This is a genomic window from Candidatus Thioglobus sp. NP1 (genome assembly GCF_003326015.1).
Lineage (GTDB): Bacteria > Pseudomonadota > Gammaproteobacteria > PS1 > Pseudothioglobaceae > Pseudothioglobus > Pseudothioglobus singularis_A.
The window spans coordinates 305,938-318,964 of the sequence record NZ_CP023860.1 but is presented as its reverse complement, the minus strand read 5'-3'; the positions used below and the strand labels follow the sequence as shown (position 1 = coordinate 318,964).

The 13,027-nt window shown below is 36.5% G+C and carries 11 protein-coding genes and 1 tRNA gene; 9 read left to right on the top strand and 3 right to left on the bottom strand.

Annotation, left to right across the window (positions count from 1 at the left end; translation table 11 throughout):
- The first annotated feature begins 2 nt into the window (after window positions 1–2).
- Together CRN91_RS01650 and CRN91_RS01645 are read left to right on the top strand one after the other, a co-directional pair.
- Entirely contained in the window at window positions 3–560 is a 558-nt protein-coding gene (locus CRN91_RS01650; RefSeq protein WP_114114719.1) for a UPF0149 family protein, read from the top strand.
- 116 nt (window positions 561–676) lie between these two features.
- Window positions 677–1,045: a hypothetical protein gene (locus CRN91_RS01645; protein ID WP_114114718.1), complete on the top strand. Its 369-nt coding sequence runs from the start codon at window positions 677–679 to the stop codon at window positions 1,043–1,045.
- A gap of 48 nt (window positions 1,046–1,093) precedes the next feature.
- Here the strand turns inward: CRN91_RS01645 and CRN91_RS01640 are convergent.
- Window positions 1,094–1,169: transfer RNA gene (locus tag CRN91_RS01640), tRNA-Phe, on the bottom strand.
- A 63-nt stretch (window positions 1,170–1,232) separates the two neighbouring features.
- Window positions 1,233–2,186, bottom strand: a complete 954-nt coding sequence (gene trxB / locus CRN91_RS01635) for a thioredoxin-disulfide reductase (RefSeq protein WP_114114717.1) — start codon at window positions 2,184–2,186, stop codon at window positions 1,233–1,235.
- Window positions 2,187–2,233: 47 nt separating this feature from the next.
- On the opposite strand from trxB, the gene CRN91_RS01630 reads away from it, so the two are divergent.
- Window positions 2,234–4,561, top strand: coding sequence for a DNA translocase FtsK (locus tag CRN91_RS01630; RefSeq protein WP_114114716.1), 2,328 nt, complete (start codon window positions 2,234–2,236; stop codon window positions 4,559–4,561).
- Here the strand turns inward: CRN91_RS01630 and CRN91_RS01625 are convergent.
- Window positions 4,558–5,067: a hypothetical protein gene (locus tag CRN91_RS01625; protein ID WP_254424953.1), complete on the bottom strand. Its 510-nt coding sequence runs from the start codon at window positions 5,065–5,067 to the stop codon at window positions 4,558–4,560. The two genes, CRN91_RS01630 and CRN91_RS01625, sit on opposite strands and share 4 nt — an antisense overlap.
- 341 nt (window positions 5,068–5,408) lie before the next feature.
- On the opposite strand from CRN91_RS01625, the gene CRN91_RS01620 reads away from it, so the two are divergent.
- From CRN91_RS01620 to CRN91_RS01595, 6 genes are all read left to right on the top strand, one after another.
- The gene (locus CRN91_RS01620) at window positions 5,409–6,983 is read left to right on the top strand and encodes an ABC transporter substrate-binding protein (RefSeq protein ID WP_114114714.1); all 1,575 of its coding nucleotides are present in this window, start codon (window positions 5,409–5,411) and stop codon (window positions 6,981–6,983) included.
- Between the two features lie 89 nt (window positions 6,984–7,072).
- Window positions 7,073–8,050 carry an ABC transporter permease gene (locus CRN91_RS01615; protein WP_174688433.1) on the top strand — a complete coding sequence of 326 codons (978 nt, stop codon included), beginning with the start codon at window positions 7,073–7,075 and terminating at the stop codon, window positions 8,048–8,050.
- Window positions 8,051–8,052: 2 nt separating this feature from the next.
- Window positions 8,053–8,976, top strand: a complete 924-nt coding sequence (locus CRN91_RS01610; protein WP_114114713.1) for an ABC transporter permease — start codon at window positions 8,053–8,055, stop codon at window positions 8,974–8,976.
- Window positions 8,973–10,691 carry a dipeptide ABC transporter ATP-binding protein gene (locus CRN91_RS01605; RefSeq protein WP_168177003.1) on the top strand — a complete coding sequence of 573 codons (1,719 nt, stop codon included), beginning with the start codon at window positions 8,973–8,975 and terminating at the stop codon, window positions 10,689–10,691. The genes CRN91_RS01610 and CRN91_RS01605 overlap by 4 nt, the downstream gene beginning before the upstream one ends.
- Window positions 10,692–10,718: 27 nt before the next feature.
- Window positions 10,719–11,804 (top strand): M24 family metallopeptidase, encoded by a 1,086-nt coding sequence (locus tag CRN91_RS01600; RefSeq protein ID WP_114114711.1) that lies wholly within the window; start codon window positions 10,719–10,721, stop codon window positions 11,802–11,804.
- An 82-nt stretch (window positions 11,805–11,886) separates the two neighbouring features.
- Window positions 11,887–13,023, top strand: coding sequence for a glycine cleavage T C-terminal barrel domain-containing protein (locus CRN91_RS01595; RefSeq protein ID WP_114114710.1), 1,137 nt, complete (start codon window positions 11,887–11,889; stop codon window positions 13,021–13,023).
- Window positions 13,024–13,027 lie beyond the last annotated feature (4 nt).

Below are 13,027 nucleotides of genomic sequence, written 5' to 3'. Positions count from 1 at the left end.
AAGTGAGCCAGCCTATTAATTTTGAGCTTGCAATGGATGCACTTCAAAAACTAAATACTGATGACACAATCTCATCAGCTCATGGCTTATTGTGCGGATTCTATTGTGTTAAACAAGACATCGGTCTAGATGATTGGCTCAATGAAATACTAGTGACTATTGATTTAAACAATCTCATTGAAAAAGAAGCACACCAAGTACTTGCAGAAATATTTAACAACACAAGCGAGCAACTGTCTGACCCAACACTCAATTTCTGGCCAGTTATTGCTGATGATGAGTCTTCTTTAAGAGAACAAGCAAATACTCTTATTGAATGGTGCCAAGGATTATTAGTTGGTCTTGGACTTAGCTCAGTTGAGACCTCAGATGAGGAGGTGTTAGAAATGATTAAAGACATTAGTGAGATTTCACAGCTAGATGCTGACCTATTAGACAATGAGGAGAATGCTCAAGACTTTTATGAGATTGTTGAGTTTGTTCGTATAGGTGTTCTCTTTATTCAAGAAACCCTTCAGCCTTCAAAACAGGACTTTATTAGCCCAGATCTTTTGCATTAAGCCTAACAATAGGTTCTAAATGAACCATTCCATTTTAGGTTTATAATATATTAACTTCTTTTTTCTTAAAAAAGGAGTGGATAAAGATTTTATTAAATAATTTAAGGAGTAATAAAATGACTTTAGGAAATTTATTTAAAGCACAAGCAATATTTGTATGGCTCTATGCAGCATTGTTTTGGGTAGCACCTCAAATGGCTGCTCAAGGACCAGGATGGACTTTAACTGCAAACATGGTTTCTTTTGGACAAGTACTAGCAATTCCATTGTTTGCCTTAGGATTATTTGCTTGGATGGCACCAACATGGGTAGGGGATAACATTAATAAAGTTGGTATGATTTTTGGTGTCTACATTAATCTTGCACTGGTGGCAGTTCAAGTTTTTCATATCTCAACAAGAGCTGCAAATTTTGATCCAATGGGAATGATTCCAGCCTTACTTTTAGCTGCTTTATTCTTTTGGAAAACACGCACTACTAGCTAGTTATAAAAAAGCCGAATTAAACATAAGTCTGATTCGGCTTTAAAAAAATGGTGGCCACACCTAGAATTGAACTAGGGACACAGGGATTTTCAGTCCCTTGCTCTACCAACTGAGCTATATGGCCAAAGCGCGTAATTATACACAAGGGAAATCAAAAGTGCGTTTGAATTTAGGCTTGTAAAGCCTGTCAATCAGCCATATCATCTAAAAAACGTTCGGCATCTAGTGCCGCCATGCAGCCTGATCCTGCTGAGGTAATTGCTTGACGATAAACGTGATCTGCAACGTCTCCAGCTGCGAAAACACCCTCAACACTCGTTTGAGTTACATTGCCTTGAAGACCTGCTTGGACCTTAATGTATCCATCATTGATTTCTAGCTGCCCCTCAAAAACTCCAGTATTTGGGCTATGACCGATAGCTATAAAGACACCATGAACATCAATTTCTTTAGTTTTACCGTCATTACCCTTTAGTCGAAGGCCATTTACCCCCATCTCATCGCCCAAAACTTCGTCTAGGTTATGATCCCATTCAATAGAAACATTACCATTTTTAGCTTTTTCCATGAGCTTATCAGAGAGAATTTTCTCAGACCTAAACTTATCTCGTCGGTGCACAATAGTGACATGATCTGCAATATTTGAAAGATAAAGTGCCTCTTCAACTGCAGTATTCCCCCCACCAATTACGGCGACTTTTTGTCCTCGATAGAAAAAACCATCACAAGTTGCGCATGCTGAAACACCCTTACCCTTATAGGCCTCTTCTGAATCAAGCCCTAAATATTTGGCCGTGGCACCTGTAGAAATGATAACTGCATCAGCAGTATAGGTAGTATCTCCTCCATGCAAAATAAAGGGACGCTTTGAAAAATCAACTTTGGTTATATGGTCATTAATTATTTCTGTATTAAACCTAATAGCATGATCTTTCATCCGTTCCATCAAATCTGGTCCTTGAAGACCATCATGATCACCAACCCAATTATCCACATCAGTTGTTGTCATTAATTGGCCACCTTGTTCGCTGCCACTAACCATCACTGGATTAAGGTTTGCTCTTGCTGCATATACTGCTGCAGAATAGCCTGCAGGGCCTGAACCAACAATCAAAACTCGACAATGTTTTATATCACTCATTATGAAATACTTTATACTAATTTATTAAATAAGTATTATAAACTGTCTTGAAAAAAAATAATAAACGCACGGTCGAAAATACCCCCACAAATAATCCGCGCTCAAAAGTTGTAAGCGAGGCAATTTTTATACTACTCCTAACACTAGGGGTTGTTTTCCTGATTTCATTGATAACTTATACTTCCTCTGAGGATCCTTGGACTGGTGGTGCTGAACTTGCAAAACCAGTTGCTAATGGTGCAGGTATATTTGGTGCTTATGTCAGTGACATAAGTCTTGGGATACTTGGATATGTCTCATATGTCATTCCTATAGCCCTAGTCTGGCTTGGTTATAACTTTCACCGTGATGCTAAAAAAGAACAAAAAAGCCAACTGACCTTCATAATTAGACTTCTTGCATTCTTTGTAATGTTATTCTTTACAACTGCACTTGCTCACCAATTTGCTCCAGAAATTAAGATAATGGAAGGACTCAAGGAGACCTTTTTAGCTGGAGGAATGATTGGAAAGTCAATGCATGAACTTGTATTTTATGAGTTATTTGGAAGCTCATCTACCATAATTTATGTTGGCATTATTTTAGTGAGCTTTAGTGTTTCAACCAGCGCCTCATGGAAAAACATTGGCTCATCAATCCTAAGAAAAGGCTCAAAAGCTGATACTGACTTATCAATAAAAACTAGCAAAATAAAGCCCAGGCCTGAAATCATTAACTCTCAAAACTCAGAGCCAGAGGCAATAGAAAAGAAAGTTGATAAAACACAAAAGGCTGAGAAGCCTAAAAAAGCTGAGAAGCCTAAAAAAGCTGAGAAGCCTAAAAAAGCTGAAAGTAGTAATCTCTATAAATCTGCTGGAACAGCTGGACTTCCAAGTCTAACTCTTCTTGATGATGTCAATAATTCTGGGCTGGGTTATACTGAGGAATTTCTTGTTGAGATGGGACAGCAAGTTGAAATTAAATTAAAAGATTTTGGATTTGATGTAACTATTACAGCTGTTACTCCAGGGCCAGTTGTTACACAATTTGAAATATCGCTTGCGCCAGGTATCAAGGTAAGTCAGATTATGAATCTTAATAAAGATTTAGCCCGCGCATTACTTGTTGAAAGTGTAAGAATTGTTGATGTGATTCCTGGCAAGCCTGTTATTGGGCTAGAAATTCCAAACAATAATAGAGAAATGATTGGCCTCAAAGAAATACTTGCTAGTGAAACTTTCATTAAATCTAAATCCATACTTTCGATGGGCCTTGGTAAAGATATTAATGGCTTTCCAGTAGTTGTTGATCTTGCTAAGATGCCGCATCTTTTAGTTGCTGGAGCAACTGGCATGGGAAAATCAGTAGGTCTTAATGCCATTATCCTAAGTATCCTTTATAAAGCATCCCCTGAGCAGGCTAGGCTAATTATGATTGATCCAAAAATTGTTGAACTTGCCTCTTATGCTGATATTCCCCACCTATTGACACCCGTTATCACAAATATGAATGAGGCTGCAAGCGCACTATGGTGGTGCGTTAATGAAATGGAAAGACGCTATAGCCTTCTTGCAAAATTTGGCGTAAGGAATATTGAATCATTCAACGAAAAGCATTCCAGCGCTCAAACAAGTGGCAAACCATTATTAGATCCTTCGTTTAACCCAGATACTGCTAAAGAAGGGGAACAGCATCCAGAACTTGAGGCACTTCCTCTTATTGTTATTGTTATCGATGAATATGCCGATATGTTGGGTGCTCTAGCTCAGGAAGATCGTGCTAAATCCAAACGTGTTGAAGGTCTTATTGTTCGTATTGCCCAAAAGGCTCGTGCGGCAGGAATTCATTTAATTGTTGCAACGCAAAGACCAAGCGTTGACGTTATAACTGGTCTCATTAAATCAAATATTCCAACTAGAGTTTCTTTTAAAGTTTCATCTAAAACAGATTCTAGAACCATCCTTGATCAATCTGGTGCTGAGCAATTATTGGGTATGGGTGACATGCTATATATGGCACCAGGTATGACCCACCTAACTCGTGTTCATGGGGCATTTGTTGAGGATAGTGAAATACTTCGGGTGGTGAAACACCTCAAAAAGAACTCCAATCCAAACTACTTAGCAGGAATTTTGACACCTCAAAATGAAGGTTCTTCTCAAGATTCAGCCCAAGCTTCTGGTGAACTTGATCCCCTTTTTGATGAAGCTGTTCAAATAGTTACCTCGACTAGAAGAGCTTCAATTTCTAGTCTACAAAGAAGAATGCGTATTGGCTATAATCGTGCGGCCAGAATCATTGAGGACATGGAAGCCAGTGGTATTGTTAGTTCAATGAATAGCGCAGGCAATAGAGACGTTTTAGCTCCAGAGCCAATTAATCCTGATGAAACTTAGCCACTAGGGCATAAACTTGGATTCCAAAATTCATCTTCGATTTTTCCCATAGAAAAAATTAGTCCCACAATATCAGTAAACGAAAACTTTTCTATATCACCAATAGCCATAATATATTGGCCAGTATTAGAATTATTAAAAACCCTTACATAGTAGGTACCAGCTTTGAAAACCCGATCAGAGAGAAAGTTTTTTCCAACCTCAGGGCCATTCCAATACCACTGCTTACCGTATTCTTCATACCAAGGTGTCCACTCAAAGTTTTCGCCATCAGCAACGAATAAAACATGGAAGTCTGAATCTAAAACCTCAAAAGAAAACTTTTCCTCTAGTGCACATTCCCCAATCTTTGCTGCTAGAATACCTGCATAAAAATTAAAGTCAGTTTCAGACTGTATCCGATAAAAATGAGGATCCCCAGTCAGTGTGGAATATATTGCTTTTGAGATTTCTGGTTCTTCAACCTCATAAGGTGCATCAGGTGGGTAGCTTGAATTTTCATTCATTACCGGTTTATGCGCATTTGAATATGAACAAATCATCAGGAGGGTTATGAACGTCAGAATTTTTTTCATCATTTATATGTATTTTTTGTCAGTTTAAATAATAGGCTTAAAGACAGCCAATTACACATATAAGGATTATGGTTTTTTATGACAGATAGTTTTTTTTAAATGGCTTTGATTTTGTCACGTTGTGAAATTATTAGCATTACTCAAATAAATTAACCTTGACCTAACATTTTCGATACTATATAGTGTTAACAGCCAGCGAATGTTCTATTAGCTGGTTTTTTTATTGAAAAATTTGTTGCGTCTTATCTTAGGCGTTTATTTAGGAGAAAAAAATGAAAAAAATTATAAGCATTGTTTTGTCATTGCTAATTATGGGTATTTTTTCACCGGCTTTTGCAAATTCGATTAAATGGTCGATGCCTGGTGATTCTTTAACTCTTGATCCGCATGCTCAAAATGAAGGACCAACACACATGGTTTCTCGTCAAATATATGAAGGCTTGGTAACTCCAGGCATTAATATGGAGGTACTTCCTCAGCTAGCTGAGTCATGGACTACTACAGCTGACGATACATGGGTATTTAATGTTCGAAGAGGTGTGACATTTCATGATGGATCAGCCTTGACAGCAGGTGATATTGCTTTTAGTGTCAATAGAGCAAGAACTGCTCCATCTGATATGGTTGATTTAATTAAGAGTGTTAAATCAGCAAGAGCAATTGATGATCATACTGTTGAAATAAAAACTGATGGACCAAATCCAATTCTTTTGAACCAACTGACTCAGATATTTGTAATGTCTGAATCTTGGGCAAAAGCGAATGGCTGTGAAGCTTCATACAATTGGGATGCAGGTGAAACATCTTATTGTGCATCCAATGCGAATGGAACTGGCCCATTTGAAATTACTTTTAGAGAGCAGGACGTAAGAACTGTTTTTGAAAAAAATAATAACTGGTGGGGAAATCACTATACTCACAATTTAGATAAAATTGAATTACTCCCAATTAAGAATGATGCAACAAGAGTTGCGGCGCTTCTTTCAGGAGAGATCGATTATACTAACGTTGTGCCGGTTCAAGATATTAAAAGAATCGACTCTTCATCAAGTCATGCTGTGAAAATGACTCCTCAAAATAGGACTATTTTCTTTGGTATGGATCAAGGTTCAGCTGAATTAAATTCATCTAATATTAAAGGAAAAAATCCTTTTGCAGATAAAAGAGTTCGTCTGGCGATGTACCATGCTTTAGATATGGAAGCTATTAAGGATAAGGTCATGAGAGGTCAAAGTGTACCAGCAGGTATTATTACTGCTCCAGGTGTTAATGGTCATACAGCGGCTCGTGATGAAAGAATGGCTTACGATCCTATGACATCAAAGAAACTTTTAGCTGAAGCAGGTTATCCTGATGGTTTTGAAGTCACTTTGGATTGTCCTAATGATCGTTACATCAATGATGAAGCAATTTGTGTAGCAGCTATTAGTATGTTTGCAAAAATTGGTGTTACAGTAAACCTTGATGCAAAAACTAAGAGTCAGCATTTCTCTGAAGTAAAAGAGGGTGATGCTAATGGTATGACTAGTGATATGTATATGTTAGGTTGGGGTGTCCCAACTTTTGACAGTCACTATGTATATTCATACTTGTTTGAAAGCTCTGGTAGCTGGAATAAAGTAAATTTCAATAACGCTAGAGTCGACGAATTAGTTGCGGCAATGGGTGTTGAAACTGACTTAGATAAAAGAAATGCTATGATTGCAGAGGCTTGGGATATTACTCAAGACGATGTAACATATCTACCTTTACATCACCAAGTTGTTAACCAAGCATCTAAAGGTAATGTCGATGTTCCAATTAGAATGAACAACGAACCATTATTTAGATTTGCCAACGTAAACTAACATAGTTTATATTTTTTCTGGCCAGTTATCTGGCCAGAAAAACACTTTAAGTTAATGTAACATAACTCCCTTTTCATCTCTATTCATCCATGTTTATCTATTTTTTTAAAAGGCTTTTCCAATCTGTTCTTGTAATGATTGTTGTTGCCTTTGTTTCCTTTTCTTTATTCAATTTTGTTGGAGACCCTGTAAATAGCATGACTGGAATAGATGCCTCATATGAAAGACAAGCTGAGGTTAGGGAGATTTTAGGATTAAACGATCCTGTCTATATTCAATTCTCAAGATTTTTAGGTAATGTTATCCAAGGTGATTTTGGTATATCTTATCAATTAAAAAGAGAGGTTTCTGATCTTATTGCAGAACGAATGCCAGCAACTCTAGAGTTAGTATTTGTGTCGGCTTTACTTGCGATAATAACTGGCGTCATTTTGGGTGTTTATACTGGTATCCATAGGGATAGCTTTATTTCAAATGTCATCCTAGTAGTATCACTAGCTGGCGTCTCTCTTCCTACATTCATTATCGGAATAATGTTAATTTACTTGTTCTCTGTAATACTAGGGGTCCTCCCTTCTTTTGGAAGAGGTGAGGTTGTGCAATTAGGTTTCTGGGCAACAGGTTTTTTAACCCCCTCAGGACTAAAGGCATTAATATTGCCCTCAGTCACCTTAAGTTTATTTCAAATGACATATGTCATTAGACTAGTTCGTGCAGAAATGATGGAAATATTACAAACCGATTATATTAAATTCGCTAGAGCAAGAGGTATTAAAAGAAACACTATCAATTATAAGCATGCTCTTAAAAATGGCTTAATACCAGTAATTACTATTACTGGAATTAACATTGGAACTTTAATAGCCTTTTCAATTATTACTGAAACAGTTTTCCAGTGGCCTGGTATGGGGCTTCTTTTTATTAACGCAGTCTACTTTGTTGACATACCAATAATGTCAGCCTATATGATTATGGTTGCTTTTATTTTTGTTATGATAAATTTCATTGTTGATATCACATATTATTTTATTGACCCAAGAATAAGACTTAAAGAAGAGGCGGGCTAGAGATGTTATACAAAACCTTTAATAAAATTTATGATACAGATATAGGTTATAGTTTTTTTAATTCAAAAATTGCGATTATCTCTTCTACAATTTTATTCATTATTTTTCTTTGTTCCACTTTTGCTGGATTAGTCTCACCCTACAATCCTTTTGACCCAGCTACAGTTTCATTAATGGATGCTTTTACTCCACCTTCTTGGTCTGAGGGAGGCAGCTCAAGTTTTCTTCTTGGAACGGATCAGCAAGGAAGAGATATGCTCTCAACAATTATCTACGGTTCAAGGATTTCATTAATTGTGGGATTTGCATCGATACTTTTTGCTATGATTCTTGGGGTATTCCTTGGTGTTACTGCTGGTTATATAGGTGGTAAATACGAGATAGTTGTCATGCGAATTACAGATGTCCAATTAACGATACCAAGCATTCTGATGGCCTTGCTGGTAAATGGCATTGCTAAGTCAGTCATCTCACAATCGATGCATAATGATATGGCGATATACGTATTAATTTTTGCAATAGGTATCTCTGAATGGCCTCAATTTGCCAGAGTTTCTAGGGCGTCTACTTTAGTTGAAAAAAATAAAGAATACGTATCAGCTTCGAGAATTATAGGATTATCAAACATCCTTATTATGTTTAAACATATTTTACCAAACATACTCAGACCCCTCTTAGTGATTGCTACAATAGGATTGGCTCTTGCAATAATCACTGAGTCTACACTAAGTTTTTTAGGTGTAGGAGTGCCCCCTACTACCCCTTCACTAGGAACATTAATTAGGTTTGGAAATAGTTTTTTATTTTCAGGTGAATGGTGGATTACATTTTTTCCAGCTATCTTTTTAATCGTATTAGCTTTGTCAATTAACCTACTAGGAGATTGGATGAGAGACGCCTTAAATCCAAAATTAAAAATAAGATGAGTTTTTTAGAGGTTAAAAATTTAAACATTAGTTATCCAACTAGAAAAGAAACTATTGTTGCTAGCAAGGATGTTGAATTTACATTGGAGAGGGGAGAAATATTAGGAATAGTTGGTGAATCTGGCTCTGGAAAATCTACGATTGCAAATGCCATCATCGATTTAATTGATCCACCTGGTGAAATAACTAGTGGGTCAATAAAAATTGATAATGATGAATTAAGGGGCAACGAAGAGCTCATTCAGGAAATAAGAGGAAAGAAAATTGGATTTGTTTTTCAGGATCCACAAACATCCTTAAATCCATTATTTAAAATAAAGGATCAATTAATTGAAACTATTCAAACTCATCTAAATTTAGACTACAAAGATGCATTAAAAAAATCGATTCAGCTCTTAGAAGAAGTAGGTATTGATAACGCTGAAAAAAGAATTGAGGATTATCCTCATCAATTTAGTGGAGGTATGCGGCAAAGGGTTGTTATTGCTTTAGCAATTAGTTGTGAGCCAGATTTAATTATAGCTGATGAGCCAACAACTGCTTTAGATGTAAGCATTCAACATCAAATACTGGAATTACTAAAAGATCTGACTAAAAAAAGAAATTTAGGGGTAATTATTATTACTCATGATATGGGTGTTATTGCTGAAACAACAGATAAGGTCATTGTTATGAGACATGGTCTTATTGTTGAGCAAGGTGATACCAAAGAATTATTAACAAACCCCAAATCGAATGAAGCTAGAAGCCTAGTTATTTCTGTCCCACCCACGAATAAAAAAATTGATAGATTCAAACTTATTAGTCCTGATGGAAAAGAGATTACTTCTGATTCTAAAAATTTAACAAAAAATATTATTAAAACCTGGGGGGTAAGAGAAAATAAAAATCAAAAATTATTAGATGTAGTAGGTGTTACTAAAATTTTTGATGATCAATCTTTAGCGAGTAATTTTTCATTTGGATCAAAAAATGAATCTACTGAAAAACTAGTGAAGGCAGTTGATAATGTTTCTTTTGAACTATTTGAGGGAGAAACTCTAGGTTTAGTTGGGGAGTCTGGTTCAGGAAAATCAACAATAGCAAAAATTATTACTGGACTAGTTAGACCAACTAATGGGGAAATTTTTTATAACAATCTATCACTTTATAATTCAAAAAGAAAATACCAAATTGATAAAAGCAGAGGACAAGTTCAGATGATTTTTCAAGATCCATACTCATCTTTGAATCCAAGATTTAAAGTAAGAGACATAATATCTGAACCAATCAGGCTTTTTCAAAAAAATATTAACACTAGTGAGCTTTCACAAAACCTTTATGACTTAATAGATATTGTTGGGATGTCAAGACAATCATTGGATCGATATCCTCATGAGTTTTCTGGTGGACAAAGACAAAGAATATCAATTGCTAGAGCTTTAGCTACTAGGCCACGCTTATTAATTTGTGATGAGCCTACCTCAGCTTTAGATGTGAGCATACAAGCTCAAGTTTTAAATCTTCTAAAAGATATTCAAGATGAACTTCACCTTGCTATGCTGTTTATTAGTCATGATCTTCCTGTAATTAGACAAATGTGTAATAGAATTGTAGTGCTTAAAGATGGAGTTGTTTGTGAAACAAAAGAAAGTGAAGAGTTATTCAATAATCCAGAACATCCTTACACCCAGGAACTTATTAGACTCATGCCTAAAATTGAATCTATAATTTAATTAATTTATAAATTTATTAAAAATCTTATGCAACAAAAAATAAACTCTGTGCGTGCTCGTATGAAGGATAACAATGTTGATTTAATTGCTCTGGGTCCTGGCACCCATATGAAATGGTTATTAGGCTTCAACCCCTCTCCTGATGAAAGACCTTGTATGCTATTGATGGGATTGGAAAATGACGCCTTCCTTATGCCATCAGTTAATGTAGAGGATGCAATGAAGCGCTCTAATATTAAAATGTTTAGCTGGAAAGATGAAAATGGTCCTGATAAAGCATTAGATGAAGCTCTTTCTTATACTGGCTCATCCAATGCAAAAAATATTGCTATAGATGAAGCAATGCGCTCTCACTTTGCTTTAATACTTATCGACGCCTTACCAAAGCCAACCTATGAGTTTACTAACTCTACTATTGGCGCACTCAGAATGCGCAAAGATAATGACGAATACACTAACCTTAAAGAGAATGCGCTGATCGATGATCGGGCAATGCAAGCTGGCTTTGCAGCAATTAAAGAAGGTGTAACTGAACTTGAAATTGGTGAAGCAATAAACAAACACTTTATCTCAGAGGGTGCAAAACCTCAATTTTGCATTGTAGGGTCTGGTCCAAATGGTGCCTTTCCTCATCATCATACAGGCAATAGAAAAGTAGAATATGGCGATGTTGTTTTGATTGATATCGGTGGAAGAAAAGGAACCTTCCCAAGCGACATGACTAGAATGTCAGTACTAGGTGAACCACCAGAAGAATATCTAAAAGTTCATAATATTGTTGAGCAAGCAGTCCAAGCAGCAATGTTAGCTGCAAGGCCTGGCGTTATGGCAAAAGAGGTTGATGCTGCTGCAAGAAGCGTTATAACTGAGGCTGGTTACGGTGACTATTTTGTCCATCGAACAGGTCATGGTCTTGGCATTGATATCCATGAGCCTCCCTATATTACTGCTACTTCTGAAGTAGTCTTAGATGAGGGCATGGTATTTTCAATTGAACCTGGAATTTACCTCCAAGAAAGATTTGGAGTTAGACTGGAAGAGATTGTAATTCTTAGGGCAAATGGTCCTGAAATTCTATCAGAGCTTTCACGTGAAACAAACTTTATAAAGTAGCAAAAAGTATAAGAAATAATAATTGCAACTTGTTGAAAAATGTGTATTATCTTCGAATTCTATATTACTCGCATATACATCAATGAAAAAAGAATTCAGCTTTGGAACACAAGTAAGAAAGTCACCATATTTTGATGCCACTGTTCGCTGGGGTGCCCAAGGTTTTTCGGTCTACAATCACATGTATATCCCTAGAGACTTTGGCGATCCTGCTCAAAACTTCTGGAACTTAGTAAATAATGCCATTCTCTGTGATGTTGCCGTTGAAAGACAAGTAGAAATAACTGGGCCAGATGCTTCAGAGTTTGTTCAATTATTAACGCCACGAAACCTTTCGGATTGTTCAATTGGTCAATGCAAGTATGTCCTTATAACAGATGCTAATGGGGGGGTCCTCAATGACCCAGTCTTATTAAAGTTAGCTGAGAATCACTTTTGGCTTTCACTTGCGGATAGTGATGTACTTTTCTGGGCAAAAGGTGTTGCTGTAAATTCTGGTTTAGATGTTGAGCTATCAGAGCCTGATGTCTCTCCGCTTCAGCTTCAAGGTCCAAAGTCTGCTGAAATTATGCAAGCTATTTTTGGTGATGAATTTAATGATCTTAAGTATTACTGGTTTAAAGAATCAGAGTTAAATGGCATTCCAATAATTGTTTCTCGAACAGGCTGGTCAAGTGAATTTGGTTACGAAATCTTTCTTCGTGATGGCTCCCGAGGAAATGAGTTATGGGATTATATAATGAAAGCAGGAAAGCCTTTAGGGCTGGAACCAGGACACACCTCGACTATAAGAAGAATTGAAGGAGGCATGTTATCTTACCAAGCAGATATGGACTGTGAGGTTAATCCCTATGAGCTCGGCTTAGGCAGACTAGTTGACTTAGAAATGGATAGCAACTTTATTGGTAAAGATGCTCTTAAAAAAATTAATGCAGATGGGATAACTCGCAAACAGGCTGGAATAGTAATTGACTGTCCCCCATTAGATGCCCCAAATACAACTTACTGGCCAATTATGATTGACTCAAATAAAATTGGTTATGTGACCTCTGCAGTTTATTCCCCTAGACTGAAGAAAAATATTGCTTTAGCAATGCTAAATATTGACTATACTAAAATAAATACGAATGCAGAAGTACATACGACATTGGGCATATTCCCAATAAAGGTTGTGCCAAAGCCATTTTTTGATCCAAACAAAAAAATAGTGGCGAAATGAAAAT

Coding starts and splice junctions, on each gene's coding strand:
- CRN91_RS01645 (WP_114114718.1), top strand. CDS start 677: ATGACTTTAGGAAATTTATTTAAAGCACAAGCAATATTTGTATGGCTC.
- trxB (WP_114114717.1), bottom strand. CDS start 2,186: ATGAGTGATATAAAACATTGTCGAGTTTTGATTGTTGGTTCAGGCCCT.
- CRN91_RS01625 (WP_254424953.1), bottom strand. CDS start 5,067: ATGAATGAAAATTCAAGCTACCCACCTGATGCACCTTATGAGGTTGAA.
- CRN91_RS01620 (WP_114114714.1), top strand. CDS start 5,409: ATGAAAAAAATTATAAGCATTGTTTTGTCATTGCTAATTATGGGTATT.
- CRN91_RS01615 (WP_174688433.1), top strand. CDS start 7,073: ATGTTTATCTATTTTTTTAAAAGGCTTTTCCAATCTGTTCTTGTAATG.
- CRN91_RS01610 (WP_114114713.1), top strand. CDS start 8,053: ATGTTATACAAAACCTTTAATAAAATTTATGATACAGATATAGGTTAT.
- CRN91_RS01605 (WP_168177003.1), top strand. CDS start 8,973: ATGAGTTTTTTAGAGGTTAAAAATTTAAACATTAGTTATCCAACTAGA.
- CRN91_RS01600 (WP_114114711.1), top strand. CDS start 10,719: ATGCAACAAAAAATAAACTCTGTGCGTGCTCGTATGAAGGATAACAAT.
- CRN91_RS01595 (WP_114114710.1), top strand. CDS start 11,887: ATGAAAAAAGAATTCAGCTTTGGAACACAAGTAAGAAAGTCACCATAT.